The organism is Shinella sp. Sh6 (genome assembly GCF_055392685.1).
On the sequence record NZ_AP044005.1, the window covers coordinates 1340964 to 1358451 of the forward strand.

The 17488-nt window shown below is 66.0% G+C and carries 20 protein-coding genes; 14 read left to right on the forward strand and 6 right to left on the reverse strand.

Going from position 1 to position 17488, the window contains the following annotated elements; all coding sequences use genetic code 11:
• The first annotated feature begins 3 nt into the window (after positions 1 to 3).
• Both cbiB and ACZ5TO_RS06535 read left to right on the forward strand, forming a co-directional pair.
• Positions 4 to 981, forward strand: a complete 978-nt coding sequence (gene cbiB, locus ACZ5TO_RS06530; RefSeq protein ID WP_464799948.1) for an adenosylcobinamide-phosphate synthase CbiB — start codon at positions 4 to 6, stop codon at positions 979 to 981.
• A gap of 151 nt (positions 982 to 1132) precedes the next feature.
• Positions 1133 to 1561 carry a L,D-transpeptidase gene (locus ACZ5TO_RS06535; RefSeq protein ID WP_464799949.1) on the forward strand — a complete coding sequence of 143 codons (429 nt, stop codon included), beginning with the start codon at positions 1133 to 1135 and terminating at the stop codon, positions 1559 to 1561.
• Between the two features lie 6 nt (positions 1562 to 1567).
• Here the strand turns inward: ACZ5TO_RS06535 and ACZ5TO_RS06540 are convergent, their stop codons facing one another.
• Positions 1568 to 2293 carry a Crp/Fnr family transcriptional regulator gene (locus ACZ5TO_RS06540; RefSeq protein ID WP_184139798.1) on the reverse strand — a complete coding sequence of 242 codons (726 nt, stop codon included), beginning with the start codon at positions 2291 to 2293 and terminating at the stop codon, positions 1568 to 1570.
• Positions 2294 to 2501: 208 nt separating this feature from the next.
• On the opposite strand from ACZ5TO_RS06540, the gene hemN reads away from it, so the two are divergent.
• From hemN to ACZ5TO_RS06580, 8 genes are all read left to right on the forward strand, one after another.
• Positions 2502 to 3851 carry an oxygen-independent coproporphyrinogen III oxidase gene (gene hemN, locus ACZ5TO_RS06545; RefSeq protein ID WP_464799950.1) on the forward strand — a complete coding sequence of 450 codons (1350 nt, stop codon included), beginning with the start codon at positions 2502 to 2504 and terminating at the stop codon, positions 3849 to 3851.
• Positions 3852 to 3975: 124 nt separating this feature from the next.
• A complete protein-coding gene (locus ACZ5TO_RS06550; protein ID WP_134650064.1) occupies positions 3976 to 4260 on the forward strand; it encodes an acyl carrier protein in 285 nt (94 codons plus the stop codon).
• A gap of 120 nt (positions 4261 to 4380) precedes the next feature.
• Positions 4381 to 4863, forward strand: coding sequence for a 3-hydroxyacyl-ACP dehydratase FabZ family protein (locus tag ACZ5TO_RS06555; protein WP_464799951.1), 483 nt, complete (start codon positions 4381 to 4383; stop codon positions 4861 to 4863).
• A gap of 2 nt (positions 4864 to 4865) precedes the next feature.
• The gene (locus tag ACZ5TO_RS06560; RefSeq protein WP_464799952.1) at positions 4866 to 6056 is read left to right on the forward strand and encodes a beta-ketoacyl-ACP synthase; all 1191 of its coding nucleotides are present in this window, start codon (positions 4866 to 4868) and stop codon (positions 6054 to 6056) included.
• Positions 6057 to 6066: 10 nt separating this feature from the next.
• Complete coding sequence (locus ACZ5TO_RS06565) at positions 6067 to 7353, forward strand: beta-ketoacyl-ACP synthase (RefSeq protein WP_464799953.1); 1287 nt, start codon at positions 6067 to 6069, stop codon at positions 7351 to 7353.
• 13 nt (positions 7354 to 7366) lie between these two features.
• Positions 7367 to 8395 (forward strand): zinc-binding dehydrogenase, encoded by a 1029-nt coding sequence (locus ACZ5TO_RS06570; RefSeq protein WP_464799954.1) that lies wholly within the window; start codon positions 7367 to 7369, stop codon positions 8393 to 8395.
• Between the two features lie 11 nt (positions 8396 to 8406).
• Positions 8407 to 9336, forward strand: a complete 930-nt coding sequence (locus tag ACZ5TO_RS06575; protein WP_464799955.1) for a lipid A biosynthesis lauroyl acyltransferase — start codon at positions 8407 to 8409, stop codon at positions 9334 to 9336.
• Between the two features lie 318 nt (positions 9337 to 9654).
• Positions 9655 to 10284, forward strand: coding sequence for a PAS domain-containing protein (locus ACZ5TO_RS06580; RefSeq protein ID WP_464799956.1), 630 nt, complete (start codon positions 9655 to 9657; stop codon positions 10282 to 10284).
• Between the two features lie 71 nt (positions 10285 to 10355).
• Here the strand turns inward: ACZ5TO_RS06580 and ACZ5TO_RS06585 are convergent, their stop codons facing one another.
• Entirely contained in the window at positions 10356 to 10838 is a 483-nt protein-coding gene (locus tag ACZ5TO_RS06585) for a hemerythrin domain-containing protein (RefSeq protein WP_184139782.1), read from the reverse strand.
• 210 nt (positions 10839 to 11048) lie between these two features.
• On the opposite strand from ACZ5TO_RS06585, the gene ccoN reads away from it, so the two are divergent.
• From ccoN to ccoP, 4 genes are read left to right on the forward strand one after another with little or no spacing between them, the layout of a single operon-like run.
• The gene (gene ccoN / locus ACZ5TO_RS06590) at positions 11049 to 12668 is read left to right on the forward strand and encodes a cytochrome-c oxidase, cbb3-type subunit I (RefSeq protein WP_184139779.1); all 1620 of its coding nucleotides are present in this window, start codon (positions 11049 to 11051) and stop codon (positions 12666 to 12668) included.
• A gap of 11 nt (positions 12669 to 12679) precedes the next feature.
• Positions 12680 to 13411 carry a cytochrome-c oxidase, cbb3-type subunit II gene (gene ccoO, locus ACZ5TO_RS06595; protein ID WP_184139777.1) on the forward strand — a complete coding sequence of 244 codons (732 nt, stop codon included), beginning with the start codon at positions 12680 to 12682 and terminating at the stop codon, positions 13409 to 13411.
• A gap of 10 nt (positions 13412 to 13421) precedes the next feature.
• Positions 13422 to 13574 carry a cbb3-type cytochrome c oxidase subunit 3 gene (locus ACZ5TO_RS06600; RefSeq protein ID WP_184139775.1) on the forward strand — a complete coding sequence of 51 codons (153 nt, stop codon included), beginning with the start codon at positions 13422 to 13424 and terminating at the stop codon, positions 13572 to 13574.
• A 2-nt stretch (positions 13575 to 13576) separates the two neighbouring features.
• Complete coding sequence (gene ccoP / locus ACZ5TO_RS06605) at positions 13577 to 14440, forward strand: cytochrome-c oxidase, cbb3-type subunit III (RefSeq protein WP_184139773.1); 864 nt, start codon at positions 13577 to 13579, stop codon at positions 14438 to 14440.
• Between the two features lie 110 nt (positions 14441 to 14550).
• On the opposite strand, the gene ACZ5TO_RS06610 is transcribed toward ccoP, so the two are convergent.
• The 4 genes from ACZ5TO_RS06610 to ACZ5TO_RS06625 all read right to left on the reverse strand — a co-directional run bounded on the left by ACZ5TO_RS06610 (position 14551) and on the right by ACZ5TO_RS06625 (position 17415).
• The gene (locus tag ACZ5TO_RS06610) at positions 14551 to 15480 is read right to left on the reverse strand and encodes an IS110 family RNA-guided transposase (RefSeq protein ID WP_464798847.1); all 930 of its coding nucleotides are present in this window, start codon (positions 15478 to 15480) and stop codon (positions 14551 to 14553) included.
• A gap of 324 nt (positions 15481 to 15804) precedes the next feature.
• A complete protein-coding gene (locus ACZ5TO_RS06615) occupies positions 15805 to 16542 on the reverse strand; it encodes a GGDEF domain-containing protein (RefSeq protein ID WP_464799957.1) in 738 nt (245 codons plus the stop codon).
• A gap of 115 nt (positions 16543 to 16657) precedes the next feature.
• The gene (locus ACZ5TO_RS06620) at positions 16658 to 17002 is read right to left on the reverse strand and encodes a VOC family protein (protein ID WP_184139769.1); all 345 of its coding nucleotides are present in this window, start codon (positions 17000 to 17002) and stop codon (positions 16658 to 16660) included.
• Positions 16999 to 17415: an SRPBCC family protein gene (locus ACZ5TO_RS06625; RefSeq protein WP_184139767.1), complete on the reverse strand. Its 417-nt coding sequence runs from the start codon at positions 17413 to 17415 to the stop codon at positions 16999 to 17001. Before ACZ5TO_RS06625 ends, ACZ5TO_RS06620 begins: the two co-directional genes overlap by 4 nt.
• Positions 17416 to 17488 lie beyond the last annotated feature (73 nt).

The window sequence follows — 17488 nt, forward strand, 5'->3', positions numbered from 1 at the left end:
ACCATGGCGGAAGCGTTCTTCATCCTCTTCCTCGCACTCGTGCTGGACCGCGTCGTCGGCGACCCGGATGCGCTCTGGCGGCGCGTGCCGCATCCGGTGGTGCTGTTCGGCCGCGCCATCGGCCTCATGGACCGGCTCTTCAACGACCGGCGCCTTTCAGCCGAGAGCCGGCGCTTCAACGGTGCGGCGGCCATCGCCGTGCTGCTCGCCGCAAGCCTCTTCGTCGGTTTCCTCGCCCACCGGCTGCTCGCCTCGCTCGGCCTTGCCGGTGCCCTCCTCGAAGCGGTTATCGTCGCCGTCTTCCTGGCCCAGAAGAGCCTGCACGACCATGTGCGCGCCGTTTCCGATGGCCTCAAGCAGGGCGGCATCGAGGGCGGGCGGCAGGCCGTGTCGATGATCGTCGGGCGCGACCCCGCGACGCTCGACGAGCCCGCCGTCTGCCGCGCCGGCATCGAGAGCCTTGCGGAGAACTTTTCCGACGGCGTCGTCGCGCCGGCCCTCTGGTATGCGCTCCTCGGCCTGCCGGGCCTTTTTGCCTACAAGATGCTCAACACGGCCGATTCCATGGTCGGCCACAAGAACGAGAAATATCTCGATTTCGGCTGGGCTTCCGCGCGCCTCGACGACCTTGCCAACTGGCCGGCCGCACGCCTTTCCATCCCCTTCATCGCCGCCGGCGCCCGGGCCGCGAAGGGCCGGGCGGCGGCGCGGGCGGCCGTCGGCACGGCGCTGCGCGATGCGGGGCTCCACCGCTCGCCCAATTCCGGCTGGCCGGAGGCGGCGATGGCCGGCGCGCTCGGCATCGGCCTTGCGGGCCCGCGCATCTATGGCGGCGCGCGCGTCGACGAGCCGATGATGAACGCGAGCGGGCGCACCGTGGCGACGGTCGCCGATATCGACCTTTCGCTGAAGGTCTTCTCCGGCGCCTGCGCGTTCCTTGCCGGGGCGGTGCTGATACTGGCGCTCCTTGCCGTCCTTTGAGCCGCGGCGGGAGCAACCCTTAAAATTTTACGCTTAACTTCGTTTTCTTTTCGCCGGGCCGTCAATATTGCGGAAGGTTGAAACGTCTATACTCTGTCTCGCACTGGGACACGGCGCTCAAGCCGTGCCCGAACGAAGTAGAGGGGAAGTCATGCGTGTGTTGATTGCGGCGGCAGCCGCATTGCTTCTTGGCGCGTTCCAGGCGGAAACGGCATCGGCCGCCAGCCTTGTCGCCCAGGTCAGTCTTTCTTCGCAGACCATGGTGGTGAAGGAGAACGGCATCGTGAAATACCGCTGGCACGTTTCGACGGGCCGCAAGGGCTACGGCACGCCGACGGGGAGCTGGAAGGCGAAATGGGCCTCGCGCAACCACCGTTCGCGCAAATACGACAACGCGCCGATGCCCTATGCCATCTTCTTCAACGGCGGCTATGCGGTGCACGCGACCTTCGACACGCGCCGTCTCGGCCGTCCGGCCTCGCACGGCTGCGTGCGCCTGCATCCGGAGAACGCCGCCACCTTCTTCCAGATGGCGAACCGCTACGGGCTGTCGAACACGAAGGTCGTCATCTCCCGCTGACCGGTCCTAGTCGGTGCTGGCGTAGCGCATCAGCCGGTCCATGTCGGGAACGCTGACATGGCGGTTGTTCTCGATGCGGATGACGTTCTCCTTGCGCAGCTTGGTGAACTGCCGGCTGACGGTCTCGATCGTCAGCCCGAGGAAATCGGCGATATCGGCGCGCGAGAGCGGCAGGTCGAAGGAGGACTGGTCGACGCTTTCCGGGTCGATATGGGTGGCGATGAGGTAGAGGAAGCTTGCGACCTTCTCCTGCGCCGTCTTGCGGCCGAGGGTCAGCATCCAGTCGCGCGCCTCGTCCAGCTCCTTGAGCGCCTGGCGGTGCAGCTTGTGCTCCAGCTCCGGTGTCCTCTTGACCAGCCGGTCGAGCACATGGCGCGGGAAGTTGCAGACCTCGCTGTCGGTCGCCGCCTCGGCGGTGATGGCGCTTTCTTCGAGGAACGGCCGCCCGAGGAAATCGGGCGCGAACTGCAGGCCGACGATCTGCTGGCGGCCGTCCGCCATCACCTTCGTCAGCTTCACGACGCCGCGCATGATGTTGGAATAGTTCACCACCGTCTCGCCCTGGCCGATCACCTCGGCGCCGGTTTCCAGGCGATGGCGGGAGGAATGCCTGTTGAGCTCGACGAGCTGCTCGGCCGTCAGCGCACCGCACACGCCGCCGTGCCGGGCCTCGCAGGCACGGCAGACGAGCGGAATCTCGGAATTGTGGATATCCTGGCGGCGAACTTCCATCTCGTTTTTCCTTTCGCCCGGAGGACGGCGACACATGACGCCGTGCTACCGCACGCTGACAAGAACTTAAAGCGGGTCGCCTCGCGGCAAAATAGCGCTTCCTGACTATTGTCAAATCCTAACGCAGCTCTTGCGGCTTTCACTTGATCAAAATCAAATGGCGGACGCATCCGGTGGTTTATTTCGCTTGCGAACAAGGAGATCGACCATGCAGGACGCACTCGTGGAACGCCTTTCGTCGCCGGTGCCGCGCTATACCAGCTATCCGACCGCGCCGCACTTCGACGAAGGGATAGGGCCGGACGCCTATGCCGGGTGGCTTTCCGCCCTGGGCCCGCGCAACCGCCTGTCGCTCTATGCCCATATCCCCTATTGCGACCGGCTCTGCTGGTTCTGCGCCTGCCACACCAAGCATACGCTGCGCTACGAGCCGGTGGAGGCCTATCTGAAGGGGCTTCATGCCGAGATCGCCGCCGTCGGCGCGCGCGTCTCGCAGGCGGCGCCCGTGACGGCGCTGCATTTCGGCGGCGGCTCGCCGACGCTCGTGCGGCCGAACGACATGCGGCTGCTCAAGAGCTGTCTCGACCATAACTTCGCGTTCTCGCCCGATGCCGAGATTTCGGTGGAGATGGACCCGAACGACCTCGACGAGGCGCGGCACGACGCGCTCGCCGCCATCGGCATGACGCGCGCCAGCCTCGGCATCCAGGATTTCGACCCGACGGTGCAGAAAGCGATCAACCGCATCCAGACCTTCGAGCAGACGCGCGGCGTGGTGGAGGCGGCGCGGGAAAGAGGCGTGCGCTCGGTCAATTGCGACGTCCTCTACGGCCTGCCGCACCAGACGGCGGAGACGCTGGCCGAGACCGTGCGCGCCGTGCTCTCGCTGCGGCCGGACCGCATCGCGCTCTTCGGCTATGCCCATGTGCCGTGGATGAAGAAGCACCAGACGATGATCGACGAGAAGGTGCTGCCCGGCATCGTCGAGCGCTTCGCCCAGATGACGATGGCCGGCGAGATGCTGGTCGCCGCCGGCTACGAGGCGATCGGCATCGACCATTTCGCGCTGCCGGCCGACAAGCTGGCCGTCGCCGCGCGGAACGGCACGCTGCGCCGCAACTTCCAGGGCTATACGGACGACCGGGCCGATGCGCTGATCGGGCTCGGCGCCTCGGCCATCGGCCAGTTGCCGCAGGGCTACCTCCAGAACATGCCGGCGACGGGCGAGTACCTGCGCCGGGTGGAGGAGGGCGGGCTTGCGGTGGTGCGCGGCTACGCGCTGACGGAGGAGGACCGGGCGCGCGCCTTCGTCATCGAGCGCATCATGTGCGATTTCGGCTTCTCCTTCGCCGACCTTGCCGCGCGCCATCCTGCCTTTGCCGGCCCGGTCCGGGCGGAGGCCCGCGCTTTCGTCGCGGGTGACAGGGACGGCCTTGCGCATATCGAAGGCGAGCGTTTCTGCCTTACGCCGGCGGGCCGGCCCTTCGCCCGCACGGTGGCGGCGGTCTTCGACGCGCATCTTGCGAGCGGGCGCGGGCGGCATTCGGTGGCGGTCTGACCGGCGGTTGCGGTCCTGTTGCGCACGCAACACAGCCGCGCCGACAATGCAGGTCCCTCATCAACCCCATTGGCAATCGCGTCGGTTTTCCATATAGGATCGCCCGACTATAGATTCATGAGGTATGGGCGTGACTGCTACATTCGACAAGGTTGCCGACATCATTGCTGAAACCAGCGAGATCGATCGCGAGACGATCACGCCGGAAAGCCACACGATCGATGATCTCGGCATCGACAGCCTCGATTTCCTCGACATCGTCTTCGCGATCGACAAGGAATTCGGCATCAAGATCCCGCTGGAACAGTGGACGCAGGAAGTCAACGAAGGCAAGGTCGCGACGGAAGAGTATTTCGTCCTGAAGAACCTTTGCGCCAAGATCGACGAACTGCGGGCTGCCAAGGCCTGACACGCGGCGCCCCGGCCGCCGCCCGGCGGCCCGTCCGGACGATCCCGGTGCGCGCGGCTTTCGGCCTGCCGTTACGGCAGGCCTTTCGATTTTCCGGAACCCGCCGGAGGCATGAACCCGATGCTGCTTGAATATTTCCAGATGATCGACCGGGTCGAGGCCGTCGACGGCGCGCGCCGCGTGCTTTCTGCCCGCTCGGTCGTACCGTCCAAAAGCCCGGTCTTCGAAGGCCATTTCCCCGGCATGCCGCTCGTTCCGGGCGTGCTGCTCATCGAGACGATGGCGCAGGCCTCCGGCTTCCTCGTGCTGGCGGCGTCCGATTTTGCCGCCATGCCCTTCCTGATGAGCGTCGACGGGGCCAAGATGCGCACCTTCGTCGAGCCCGACGCGGTACTCGACATCGAGGCCGTGCTGGAGCATGACGGATCGGGCTATGCCGTGACCAAGACGAAGATCACGTCGGCCGGCAAGAAGGTGTGCGACGCGCAGCTCAAGCTGCGCACCATGCCGTTCGCCGAGGTGCCGCTTGCCGATATCGTGCGCAAGCGCGCCGGCGAAGTGGGTCTGTTCGAGGCGCTTGCGGCGTCCGCGGAAGGGAAGTGAACATGGCGAACAACGATGTGGTGATCACCGGCGTCGGCATCGTCACCTGTCAGGGTGTCGGGGCCGAGGCGCATGTGGCGATCCTCGGCGGCGCGAAGGCGCCGGACCTCAGGATCGACACGGAGCGCTTCGCGCCGTATCCGGTGCATCCGATGCCGGAGATCGACTGGAACCAGCAGATCCCCAAGCGCGGCGACCAGCGCCAGATGGAGAACTGGCAGCGCCTCGGCGTCTTCGCCGCGGGCCTCGCGCTCGACGATGCCGGCTTCAAGGACGACGCGGAAGCCTGCGGCACGATGGACATGATCGTGGCGGCCGGCGGCGGCGAGCGCGATATCAACGTCGATTCGCTGATCGTCGACGAGGGGCTGAAGCGCAACGACCGCGAACGCCTGCTCAACGAGAAGTTGACGACGGAGCTGCGCCCGACGCTCTTCCTCGCCCAGCTTTCCAACCTGCTCGCCGGCAACATCTCCATCGTGCACAAGGTCACGGGCTCGTCCCGCACCTTCATGGGTGAGGAAGCGGCCGGCATCAGCGCCGTGGAGACGGCCTTCCACCGCATCCGCGCCGGACAGTCGACGCATACGCTCGTCGGCAGCGCGCTCGTCGCCGAGCGGCAGGACGTCATCCTGCTTTACGAAGCCCTCGGCGCCCACGCGACGGGCGGCTGGACGCCGCTCTGGTCGCGCGACGAGAAGGCCGGCGGCGGCATCGTCACCGGCTCGGCGGCCGCCTTCCTCATCCTCGAATCGCGCGAACATGCCGAAGCCCGCGGCGCGCGCATCTACGCGACCATCGACGCCATCGGCGGCGACCGCGGTGCGCGCGACGAAGGCCGGCTGGAAGCGCGCCTCGACCGCCTGGCGGAGAGGGAGGGATTCGAACCCTCGGTCATTTTCTCCGGCGCATCCGGCGCGCATGACATCACGGCCCGCGAAAAGGCCTGGCTTGGCAAGCGCTTTTCCGGCAGCGCCGTGCGCGGCTACAGCGCCGTGACGGGCCAGGCGCTCGAGGCGCAGTTCCCGCTCGGCCTTGCGCTTGCCGCGCTGACGCTCGGGTCCGGCGTCAAGGTCGCCCCGTTCGATACCGCCGCCGAAACCGCCATGAGCGCACCTGCCGCGAGCGCCGTCGTCACGACGGTCGGCCATGCGCGCGGCGAAGGCGTCGCAATCCTTTCCGCAGAGAAGTGAGGGTCCGGCCATGACGAAAGCCGCTTACAGGGATCATCTCGGCCGTCCCATCGTCGCCGTCACCGGTATGGGCGTCGTCACCTCGCTGGGGCAGGGGCTCAAGGACAACTGGGCCGCGCTCACCGGCGGCGTCTCGGGCATCCACGGCATCACGCGCTTCCCGGTCGACGGGCTCAACACCCGCATTTCCGGCACGGTGGATTTCATCTCGGTTCCCGTCGAGAACCCGGTCGAGCGTTCCTATGCCTATGCCCGCGAGACGACGGACGAGGCGCTGGCGCAGGCCGGCCTTTCCGGCGAGTTCGGCGGCCCGCTCTTCCTCGCCGCCCCGCCGATCGAGCCCGACTGGCGCGACCGCTTCGCGCTTGCCGACCGCGCGCCGGCCTCGCAGCGCCCGGGCGACGCCTATGACCGCTTCCTCTCCGTGCTGCGCGAGAAGCCCGACCCGACCCTGCACGAGGCCTGGGCCTTCGGCTCGATCTCCGAGCGCCTTTCCGACCGCTACGGCACGCGCGGCCTGCCGGTGACGCTGTCGACCGCCTGCGCCTCGGGCGCGACGGCGATCCAGCTCGGCGTCGAGGCGATCCGCCAGGGCCGCACCGACCGGGCGCTCACCGTCGGCACCGACGGCTCGGTGACCGCCGAGGCGCTGATCCGCTTCGCGCTCCTTTCCGCGCTCTCCACGCAGAACGACCCGCCGACCAGGGCCTCCAAGCCCTTCAGCAAGGACCGCGACGGCTTCGTCATCGCCGAAGGCGCGGCGACGCTCGTGCTGGAATCGCTGGAGGCGGCCATCGCCCGCGGCGCGAAGGTGCTCGGCATCCTCAAGGGCTGCGGGGAGAAGGCCGATCATTTCCACCGCACGCGCTCCTCGCCGGACGGCGGCCCCGCCATCGCGACGATCCGCGCCGCGCTGGAAGACGCCGGCATGGACGAGGGCGGCATCGGCTACATCAATGCCCACGGCACCTCGACGCCGGAGAACGACAAGATGGAATACCTTTCCATGTCGACCGTCTTCGGCGACAGGCTGGCGGGCATTCCGGTCTCCTCCAACAAGTCGATGATCGGCCACACGCTGACGGCGGCCGGCGCGGTGGAGGCGGTGTTCTCGATCCAGACCATGCTGACCGGCACCCTGCCGCCGACCATCAACTACCAGAACCCCGACCCGGCCATCGAGCTCGACGTCGTGCCGAACGTGAAGCGCGACAGTAAGGTGAGTGCCGTCCTGTCGAACTCCTTCGGCTTCGGCGGCCAGAACGCCAGCCTCGTGATGACGGCCGAACCGGCCTGATAGGAATATTACCATGCGTGCCCTGCAGCTTCTCGACGACCGCAAGCTCGAACTGACTGACATTCCGGAACCGGACGCACCCGGCCCCGGCGAGGTGACGCTGCGCGTCAAGGCCGTCGCGCTCAACCATATCGACGTCTGGGGCTGGCGCGGCATGGCCTTCGCCAAGCGCAAGATGCCGCTGGTCATCGGCGCGGAAGCCGCCGGCGTCGTCGAGACGCTGGGCCCCGGCGTTGCCAACGTGCTGCCCGGCCAGCTCGTCTCCATCTACGGCGCACGTACCTGCGGCCTGTGCAAGCCCTGCCGCGAAGGCCGTGACAATCTCTGCGAACATGTCGGCGGCGTTCACGGCTTCCATCTCGACGGCTTCGCGCAGGAGAAGGTGAACCTTCCCGAGCGCCTGCTGGTCCCCGCACCGCCCGGCGTCGACGCCGTCGGCGCGGCGCTGGCGCCGGTCACCTTCGGCACGGTCGAGCACATGCTGTTCGACAACGCCAGGCTCGAATCCGGCGAGACGATCCTCGTCCATGCCGGCGGCTCGGGCATCGGCACGGCGGCGATCCAGCTTGCCAAGAAGATCGGCTGCACCGTCATCACCACCGTCGGCTCGAACGACAAGATCGAGAAGGCGAAGGCGCTCGGCGCCGACCATGTCATCAACTACCGCGAGGACCGCTTCGAGGGCGTCGTGCGCAAGCTGACGAAGAAGAAGGGCGTCGACGTCGTCTTCGAGCATGTCGGCAAGGACACCTGGGCGGGCTCCATGCTCTGCCTCAAGCGCGGCGGGCGTCTCGTCACCTGCGGCTCCACCTCGGGCGTCTCCACCGACATGAACCTGATGATGCTGTTCCAGCAGCAGTTGAAGCTCTTCGGCTCCTTCGGCTGCCGCATGGAGAACATGGCGAACGCCATGCAGAAGATGGCGCGCGGCATCGTCCATCCGGTCATCGATACGGAAGTAACCTTCGACGGCATCGCCACCGCGCTGGAGCGCATGGAATCGCGCCAGATCTTCGGCAAGATCGTCCTGAAGCTGGATTGACGCCGTTGCGGATGCTGATCACACGCCTCGTCCTGGCGCTCCGCAATTCCAAGGACTGGCTTGTCGCGCAGTTCGCCTTCGGCCTGCTCAACATCCTGAAGGTGCTGCCGGCGGACGGCGCGATCGATTTCGCCGACCGCGTCGCGCGCTGGATCGGCCCGAAGACGAAGCGCCACAGGCTGACGCTGACGAACCTGCGCAATGCCTTCCCGGAGAAGTCCGAGGCGGAGATCGAGGCGATCGCGCTCGATGCCTGGGGCAATATGGGCCGGCTCGCCGCCGAATATGTCTTCCTCGACAAGCTGTTCGATTTCGATCCCGAAAAAACGGCGCCGGGCCGTATCGAGGTCTCCGGCATCCCGCTTTTCGTGGACCTGCGCGACAATCCGCGGCCCTTCATCGTCTTCACCGCCCATACCGGCAATTTCGAGCTGCTGCCGGTGGCTGCCGCCGCCTTCGGGCTGGACGTGACGGTGCTGTTCCGCCCGCCGAACAATCCATATGTCGCCGACAAGGTGTTCGAGTTCCGCCGCGCCCGCATGGGCCAGCTCGTGCCGTCCCATGCCGGCTCCTCCTTCACGCTGGCGCGCAAGCTGGAGGCGGGCGGGCCGGTCGGCGTGCTTGTCGACCAGAAGTTCACCCGCGGCCTGCACACGAAATTCTTCGGCCGTGACGTGCAGACGAACCCGCTGGTCGCAAAGCTCGTGCGCCAGTTCGACTGCGAGGTCTATCCCGCCCGCTGCATCCGCCTGCCGGGCAACCGCTACCGGCTGGAGCTGGAGCCGGCGATGGCGATTCCCCGCAAGGAGAACGGCGCGGTGGACGTGGAGGCGACCGCGCAAAAGCTCAACGACAAGGTCGAGCAATGGGTGTGCGAATATCCCGGCCAATGGCTGTGGTATCACGACCGCTGGAACATCAAGCACAGCCTCAATACTTGATCGGCCGCTCTTTCATCCTTCACGACTGATTGCCGGCAGGCTGCGCACTTCAAATTGCGCGGCACGGTGCCAATTTGCGTTTGACATCCCCCGTGTCGCTGTTACCATTTTGCTAATGTAAGCGCTTTGGATGATGAATTCGGGAGGTGAGTCAAAGCGATTTCCTGTTTCTGTACAGATTAGATAGTGTGGCAATACGATTGCTGTAGTTTTCAGCAATTCAGGGAGCATCAGTTGAAAGCTCTTATAGAGTTGTTCTGGTTTAAATATTCGCAACTTCAGCATGCCGTGAAGACAGGAAATGAAAAGCTGGTTTCCATGCTGGACAGGGAAATCGAGCCGGCCCTGGTGGCCGTAATGCAAAAGGAGGCGTGCGACACCTCCGAACTCCGCTCACAATTCCGGTTCGTGGTCGACCTTCTGCGCGAGGAAGCGGACGACCGCACCTGCGTGCTCCGGCAGGCGCACAATCTCAAGCTGCTGCTCGACCGCTATTTCGGCACCGACGAGACCGCCGCGCCCTTCGGCATCGGTCCGATGGCGGAGGCCGCGCGCCCCGTGCCGGCGCCGCGCGTCGTCGAGGACGGCCTTCTCAACGAGGCGATCCTCGACAGCCTGCCGGACCGGGTCGCCGTCGTCACGACGGATTACCGCTATCTTTATTCGAACCCGCTGAATGCGGAGCGGCTCGCTGAAAAGCCCATCGACCTCGTGGGGCGCCACATCGCCGAATTTATCGGGGCGCAGCGCTTCGAGGGCCGCGTCAAGCGGCATCTCGACCGCTGCTTTGCCGGAGAGGTGATCGAATACGACTATGTTTCGCCGCGCCGCGGCAATGCCACGATCCGCTGCCGCATGACGCCATGCCTGTCGGCCGCCGGAAACGTGCTCGGCGCCATTCTCGTCCTGCAGGACGTGCTGGAGACGCGCGACCCGATGGCGGCCTGAAGGGGAGCGCCGTCCGCCCGCGCGGGCCTCCTGGCGGCGTCTTTCGCTCCGCCCGAACTCGAATCTCCGCCTTAGGAGGCGAGGCCCGGGCCGCGCAGCACGAACTGCTGCTCGAAGGCGATGTGGCGCCGGATCGATTCGAAGAAGCCGCGGAGCATGTAGCCCGCGGCTTCCGCGTTCACGGAGCGGTCGCCGCTGCCGAGCCGCGTCAGCGTGTCGGTCAGCTCCTCGGCGAAGCATTCGTCCTCGACATGCTCGAATTTCAGCCGGGCGATGGCGTCTACGAGCTGGCGGTCGCCTGCCTGCAGGCGTTCGAGCAGCGGAAACAGCGCCTCCTCCTCGTAGCGGTGGATGCCGTTGACCAGCGGCACCAGCGATTTTGCCGCATAGATGCATTTCTGCCGGTTGATGTTCGCCGGCAGGCTGTCGGCGATCTCCTCCAGCGCCTCGCAGAGCGTGAGCTGCGCGTCATGGGCCTTTTTCAGCCAGTCCAGGGAAACGGCGTCCGTCGGGCGATCCGAAAGCAGCCGGGCGATGCCAGTGTAGTCCGTCATGTGTCGTGCTTCCTCTTCGGGGAAGAGCCGCGGCGTCCCGGCGCGGCTGCGTCAACCTGTCTCTAGATGCCGCCGGCTCCGCCGCCATGCCTTGATCCATGTCAAGGATGCCGGCGGGCGCATCTGCCAAGGCTCACTCGAGCGCAATGGGCCGATTCCGCGAGGGAAGAGGGCCATTGCGGGACAGTCACGAGTTGGGGGATGCCAACGATGAAATATCTAACGGAAACAATCGTCCTGGCGGTGGGGGCGTTTCTGGCGCTGCTCGGCGTCGCCTTCGCCAAGGACAGGCTCTTCGAGGCCCACATGTGGGTTCTCTTCTTCGTGCTGCTTGCCGGCACGCTGGTCATGGTGCGGCGCGTCTCCTTCGCGCCGGCCGCCGCCGCCCCGTCCGCCGCGGACGACGGCTATTTCGACGAGGTCATCAAGTACGGCGTCATCGCCACGGTGTTCTGGGGCGTCGTCGGCTTCCTCGTCGGCGTCTTCATCGCCGCGCAGCTCGCCTTTCCAGACCTCAATATCGAGCCCTGGCTGAACTTCGGCCGCGTGCGCCCGCTGCACACCTCCGCGGTCATCTTCGCCTTCGGCGGCAACGGGCTGATCGCGACGTCCTTCTACGTCGTGCAGCGCACCTCCCGCGCCCGTCTTTTCGGCGGCAATCTCGGCTGGTTCGTCTTCTGGGGCTACAACCTCTTCATCGTCATGGCGGCCACCGGCTACCTCCTCGGCATCACGCAGAGCCGGGAATATGCCGAGCCGGAATGGTATGTCGACATCTGGCTCACCATCGTCTGGGTCGCCTATCTCGTCGCCTTCCTCGGCACGATCATGACCCGCAAGGAACCGCATATCTACGTGGCGAACTGGTTCTATCTGGGCTTCATCGTCACCATCGCCATGCTGCACATCGTCAACAACCTGGCGGTGCCGGCCTCCTTCCTCGGCGCCAAGAGCTATTCGGCCTTCTCCGGCGTGCAGGATGCGCTGACGCAATGGTGGTACGGCCATAATGCCGTCGGCTTCTTCCTGACGGCCGGCTTCCTCGGCATGATGTACTATTTCGTGCCCAAGCAGGTGAACCGACCGGTCTATTCCTACCGCCTGTCGATCATCCACTTCTGGGCCCTGATCTTCATGTATATCTGGGCCGGTCCCCATCACCTGCACTACACGGCGCTGCCGGACTGGGCGCAGACGCTCGGCATGGTCTTCTCGATCATGCTGTGGATGCCCTCCTGGGGCGGCATGATCAACGGCCTGATGACGCTCCAGGGCGCCTGGGACAAGATCCGCACCGACCCGATCGTGCGCATGATGGTCATGGCCATCGCGTTCTACGGCATGGCGACCTTCGAAGGGCCGATGATGTCGATCAAGTCGGTCAACTCGCTCAGCCACTACACGGACTGGACCATCGGCCACGTCCATTCGGGTGCGCTCGGCTGGAACGGCCTCATCACCTTCGGCGCGATCTACTTCCTCGTGCCGAAGCTGTGGAAGCGCGAGCGGCTCTACTCGATCCGCATGGTCAACTGGCACTTCTGGCTCGCCACGCTCGGCATCGTGATCTACGCCGCCGTCATGTGGGTGGCCGGCATCCAGCAGGGCCTGATGTGGCGCGAATACGACGAGCAGGGCTTCCTGGTCTACTCGTTCGCCGAAACGGTCGCGGCCATGTTCCCCTACTACGTGCTGCGTGCCGTGGGCGGCGGCCTCTACCTCACCGGGGCGCTCATCATGGCCTACAACGTGACCATGACAATCCGCGGCTACCAGCGTGACGAGGCCCCGATCCCGGGTGCCGCGCCCGCCCTGCAGCCGGCCGAATAGGAGGGGGATCCATGTCCATTCTTGATAAACACGCCATCCTCGAGCGCAATGCGACGCTCCTCCTCGTCGGCTCGCTCCTCGTCGTCTCCATCGGCGGCATCGTCGAGATCGCTCCGCTCTTCTACCTGGAAAACACCATCGAGAAGGTGGAAGGCGTGCGGCCCTATTCGCCGCTGGAGCTCGCCGGGCGCGACATCTACGTGCGCGAGGGCTGCTATCTCTGTCACAGCCAGATGATCCGGCCCTTCCGCGACGAGGTCGAGCGCTACGGGCATTATTCGCTGGCGGCGGAATCGATGTACGACCATCCGTTCCAGTGGGGCTCCAAGCGGACCGGGCCCGACCTTGCCCGCGTCGGCGACCGCTATTCGAACGAATGGCACGTCCAGCACCTGACCGAGCCGCGCTCGGTGGTGCCGGAATCGGTGATGCCGAGCTACGCCTTCCTCAAGGAGACGCCGCTGGAGGTGAAGACCGTCTCGATGCACCTTTCGGCCAACCGTGCCGTCGGCGTGCCCTATACGGACGAGATGCTGGAAAACGCCGAGGCAGACCTGAAGGCGCAGGCCGATCCCAATGCCGACACGTCCGGCATCGAGGCCCGCTATCCGAAGGCCAAGCTCGGCGATTTCGACGGCGATCCGACGAAGCTCACCGAAATGGACGCGCTCGTCGCCTACCTGCAGATGCTCGGCACGCTGGTGGATTTCTCCACCTACGACGATGCCAGCGGTTATCGCTGAGGAGAGGCCCATGGAAACCTATACCGCCATGCGCCACTTCGCCGATAGCTGGGGCCTTGCCGCCATGACGCTGTTCTTCCTGGCCGTCGTTCTCTTCACCCTTCGCCCGGGCGGCCGCAAGGCCGCCGAACGGGCCGCCGAAATCCCCCTCAAGGAGGACTGATCATGGCCGGGAAACACATTGACGAAATCTCGGGCGTCGAAACCACCGGCCACGAATGGGACGGCATCCGGGAACTGAACAACCCCATGCCGCGCTGGTGGGTCTGGACGTTCTACGCCACGATCCTCTGGGCCATCGCCTACACCGTCGCCTTTCCGGCCTGGCCGCTGATCTCCGACACGACCAGGGGCATGCTCGGCTGGTCGAGCCGGGCCAATATCGCCGCCGAGCTTGCCAGCGCCAAGGAAGCGCAGGCCGGCTTCGTCGATCGCATCTCCAAGGCCTCGCTGGAGGAGATCCTGGCCGATCCGCAACTCTCGCAGTTCGCGATCTCGGGCGGCGCCTCGGCCTTCAAGGTCAACTGCGCCCAGTGCCACGGCTCGGGCGCGGCCGGCGGGCCGGGCTTCCCGAACCTCAACGACGACGACTGGGTCTGGGGCGGCACGGTGGAGGATATCTACCAGACCATCGCCCACGGCATCCGCCATCCGGGCGATGACGAGACCCGCGTCTCGGAAATGCCGGCCTTCGGCGAAATCCTCGAACCGGACCAGATCAAGCAAGTCGCCGCCTATGTCGTCAGCCTGACGGGCACGCCGTCCGACGCAAGCCTCGTCGAGCCGGGCAGCCAGGTCTTTGCCGACAACTGCGCCGCCTGCCATGGCGAGGACGCCAGGGGCAACCGCGAGATGGGCGCCCCGAACCTTGCCGACGCCATCTGGCTGAAGGGCGAGGGCGAGGCCGCCGTCGCCGCGCAGGTCCGCTCGCCCAAGCACGGCGTCATGCCCGCCTGGCTCCCCCGCCTCGGCGATCCGGCCGTCAAGCAGCTCGCCGTCTTCGTCCACTCGCTGGGCGGCGGCGAATAGCCTCAAGGGTTATCTATCAAGAAGAAAAGGCGGCGGTTCTCCGCGGCCTTTTTGCGTCGTGCCGCGTGGGTGGATCCTCGGGTCAAGCCCGAGCAACTGTGTTTGTGGTGTCAAGTACGCACTGGTTTGTTGTCCCTGATAGCGGCATTGAGTGTGACGAGCAGGCGCCTTGCTATTGCGATGAGGACGAGTTTGGCGGGCTTTCCCTTTTCGCGCATGGCCTTGGCGATCGCCTGGAAGGGACCCGAGCGGCAAGCGGCCAGGGCTGCCATGTAGAGAGCGTCGCGAACCCGCTTCCGCCCGCCCCAGATACAGCGCCTGCCCCGCAGGTTGCCTGAATCGCAGGCGATCGGCGCCAGCCCGGCAAGGGCACTGATGGCCCGCCGGTTCCGCTTGCCCAGTTCCGGCATGTGGGCAAGCAGGACCCTTGCCGTGACAGGCCCGATGCCCGGTGCCGAGCGTAGGATGGCCTCCTCCTGCAAAAGGGTGTGCGCCGATGCCAGGAGTGCGTCCATGCGCGCCTGCAGGGCTGCGATCTGGCGGTCGAGCATGTCGATCACCTGCAGGAGGCTTGCCTTCATCCAATCGGCATGGGGCTCGGCCAGACGGATGCGCTCGCTCTTGCGCATCTCCACCAGCTGGTCACGCCGGTCCATGAGCACACGCAGTTCCTGCCGTTCCGGTTCGCACGGTTCCTCGTCCGGCAAGGGCATCGCCGCACCGTAGCGGGCCAGCATCATCGCATCGACCCGGTCCGTCTTGGCCAGGAAGCCGGCAGACCTTGCGAACTGGCGGGCCTTGCGCGGGTTGGCACGGTGGAACCGCTGGCCCGCACCATGCAGGTGAAGCCGCAGCGCCCGGTCATAAGGGCCCGTCGCCTCAAGCACGCACAAGCCGCCCTGTCGCTCCAGCAACTCGACAAGCGCCGCATGCCCCTTGGCGTCATTGGCAAGGCGGTACCGTCGTGCCTGCGGATGGATGTAGCAATCCAGCCAGCCCTTGGAAACGTCGATCCCGATGAAACAAGATGCTATCGTCATGATGCCCGGCCTTATCCTGCGGGATCGCCGCGTCTACGGCCTCCCGGTCAACTGTTCGGGTGAAGCATGCAAAACGGCAGCGTACCGTGCTCGGACACGGTCTCTGGCGACCTGGGATGACAAGGTACGCTGCCGCAACGCGAACATACAATATTCTCGCGCAATACACAGATAAGGATGACGGAGGGGAGGAAAGGTCGCCCGCTTGCCGAACAGTGCGGCATGCGGTCCGTCGCTTCTGCCGCCAACCTTCTCTTCTATCGTCATCCTCGGGCTTGACCCGAGGATCCACCCACGCGGCACACCCTCAAGGCGAGCCGCCCGCTACGCGACCACCGTGTTCCGGCCCATGGCCTTCGCGCGGTAGAGGTTGCGGTCGGCGGCGGCGAGGGCTTCGGCGGGGGCGAAGCGGGGCGGACAGTGGAAGGCGCCGATGCTGATGCCGAGCGCAACGGGCGTGCCGTCCGGCGCGCGCAGGTCGATCGCTTCGACCGCCTCTCGGATCGCCTGCGAATGGTCGAGCATCCGTTCGGGCGAGGCCTCGCGCAGGAAGAGGCCGAATTCCTCCCCGCCGAGCCGGCCGACGAGGTCGGCGTCCCGCGAAAGGCTGGAGAGGAGCGCGCCGACGCGGGCGAGCGCGGCATCGCCCGCGGCATGGCCGAAGCGGTCATTGATGGCCTTGAAATGGTCGATGTCGAGGAAGAGCAGCCCGCCATGGGTGCCGGCCCGGGCCTCCGCATCGAGCTCGGCCATGAAGGCCGCGCGGTTGAGGACGCCGGTGAGCGCGTCCCGGCGCGCCTGTTCCTGAAGGCGGGCATAGGCGTCGGCCAGTTCCCGGGTGGTGCGGCCGAGGGCGGCATGCGCGAGATGCAGCTTCTCCGACTGGTAGAAGTGCAGGAACGAGGCGGGGATCGAGATGGCGATGGGGCAGGCGATGGTCATGACGAGGCCGGCGCCGGCCACCCTGCCGCCCAGCATGGGCACGAAGGCGAAGCTGATGGCGAGCGATGCCAGCACGGAGAGAACCGCGACCGCCAGGGTCTTGCCGAGGATACCGTACATCGAAGGGCCTGCCTGCTGTTGAATGCAGGCCCTCACTAGGAGCGTCTGGTTGAAGAAGCCTGAATTTCCTCGCTAAAAGTGGTTCGAGCGTCGAAATTCACGTAAGGGAAGGCTTCTATCGGTCGGACCAGACCGCAAGCTCGTATCCGTCGGGATCGGCGAAGTGGAAGCGCCGGCCGCCGGGGAAGGAAAAGATCGGCCTGACGATGCCGCCGCCCGCCTTTTCCACGCGGGAAAGCGCGTCTTCCAGATCGTCGGCGAAGAGGATGACGAGCGGGCCGCCTTTGGCGGAAACCGGCGCGAGCGTCGTGAAGCCGCCGGTGAGGCGCCCGTCGCGGAACTCGCAATAGTCCGGGCCGTAATCGGTGAAGGTCCAGCCGAAGGCGCCGCCGTAGAAGGCCTTGCTCCTGGCGATGTCCGCCACGTTGAACTCGATATAGTCGATCTTGCGGTCTCTCATCGTGCCGTCTCCCGTTCTTCCATCAGCCGTGCCAGCGTATCGAGGTCGCGGGCGACATGCGCGGCGTCCGCCTCGAAGGCCGCGTCGTCCATGCCCGGCGGCCTCAGCAGCGTGAACATCACCTCCGCCCCGTCGCCGTTCGGCACGACGCGCAGCGCGTTCTCCACGACGAGCCCGTCCGGCAGCGTCACCGTATGGTCGATCACGCCGAAATCGTTCTGCGGGGCGAAGCGCACGCGCACCTTGCCGATCGGCCCGCCGTCGGCGATCCAGTCCTCGCCGTCGCGCACAAGGCCGGACGCAAGGCCCGAGGCCCAGAGCGGCATGTTCTCCGGTTTTGCCGCGAAGGCATAGACGGCGCGCCAGTCGCGCCGGATGGCGCGGTGGACGATGCGGGCGGGCATGGTGGTCATCTCGTGTCTCCCTTTTCCCGCAGGATAGCGGGAAAGCCGTCCGGATGTCGAACAAAAAGTGAACGGTTTTCCG

What these genes read in the sequence shown, in the direction of transcription:
- cbiB (WP_464799948.1), top strand. Translation starts at nt 4, where the DNA reads ATGGCGGAAGCGTTCTTCATCCTCTTCCTCGCACTCGTGCTGGACCGC.
- ACZ5TO_RS06535 (WP_464799949.1), top strand. Translation starts at nt 1,133, where the DNA reads ATGCGTGTGTTGATTGCGGCGGCAGCCGCATTGCTTCTTGGCGCGTTC.
- ACZ5TO_RS06540 (WP_184139798.1), bottom strand. Translation starts at nt 2,293, where the DNA reads ATGGAAGTTCGCCGCCAGGATATCCACAATTCCGAGATTCCGCTCGTC.
- hemN (WP_464799950.1), top strand. Translation starts at nt 2,502, where the DNA reads ATGCAGGACGCACTCGTGGAACGCCTTTCGTCGCCGGTGCCGCGCTAT.
- ACZ5TO_RS06550 (WP_134650064.1), top strand. Translation starts at nt 3,976, where the DNA reads ATGGGCGTGACTGCTACATTCGACAAGGTTGCCGACATCATTGCTGAA.
- ACZ5TO_RS06555 (WP_464799951.1), top strand. Translation starts at nt 4,381, where the DNA reads ATGCTGCTTGAATATTTCCAGATGATCGACCGGGTCGAGGCCGTCGAC.
- ACZ5TO_RS06560 (WP_464799952.1), top strand. Translation starts at nt 4,866, where the DNA reads ATGGCGAACAACGATGTGGTGATCACCGGCGTCGGCATCGTCACCTGT.
- ACZ5TO_RS06565 (WP_464799953.1), top strand. Translation starts at nt 6,067, where the DNA reads ATGACGAAAGCCGCTTACAGGGATCATCTCGGCCGTCCCATCGTCGCC.
- ACZ5TO_RS06570 (WP_464799954.1), top strand. Translation starts at nt 7,367, where the DNA reads ATGCGTGCCCTGCAGCTTCTCGACGACCGCAAGCTCGAACTGACTGAC.
- ACZ5TO_RS06575 (WP_464799955.1), top strand. Translation starts at nt 8,407, where the DNA reads ATGCTGATCACACGCCTCGTCCTGGCGCTCCGCAATTCCAAGGACTGG.
- ACZ5TO_RS06580 (WP_464799956.1), top strand. Translation starts at nt 9,655, where the DNA reads ATGCTGGACAGGGAAATCGAGCCGGCCCTGGTGGCCGTAATGCAAAAG.
- ACZ5TO_RS06585 (WP_184139782.1), bottom strand. Translation starts at nt 10,838, where the DNA reads ATGACGGACTACACTGGCATCGCCCGGCTGCTTTCGGATCGCCCGACG.
- ccoN (WP_184139779.1), top strand. Translation starts at nt 11,049, where the DNA reads ATGAAATATCTAACGGAAACAATCGTCCTGGCGGTGGGGGCGTTTCTG.
- ccoO (WP_184139777.1), top strand. Translation starts at nt 12,680, where the DNA reads ATGTCCATTCTTGATAAACACGCCATCCTCGAGCGCAATGCGACGCTC.
- ACZ5TO_RS06600 (WP_184139775.1), top strand. Translation starts at nt 13,422, where the DNA reads ATGGAAACCTATACCGCCATGCGCCACTTCGCCGATAGCTGGGGCCTT.
- ccoP (WP_184139773.1), top strand. Translation starts at nt 13,577, where the DNA reads ATGGCCGGGAAACACATTGACGAAATCTCGGGCGTCGAAACCACCGGC.
- ACZ5TO_RS06610 (WP_464798847.1), bottom strand. Translation starts at nt 15,480, where the DNA reads ATGACGATAGCATCTTGTTTCATCGGGATCGACGTTTCCAAGGGCTGG.
- ACZ5TO_RS06615 (WP_464799957.1), bottom strand. Translation starts at nt 16,542, where the DNA reads ATGTACGGTATCCTCGGCAAGACCCTGGCGGTCGCGGTTCTCTCCGTG.
- ACZ5TO_RS06620 (WP_184139769.1), bottom strand. Translation starts at nt 17,002, where the DNA reads ATGAGAGACCGCAAGATCGACTATATCGAGTTCAACGTGGCGGACATC.
- ACZ5TO_RS06625 (WP_184139767.1), bottom strand. Translation starts at nt 17,415, where the DNA reads ATGACCACCATGCCCGCCCGCATCGTCCACCGCGCCATCCGGCGCGAC.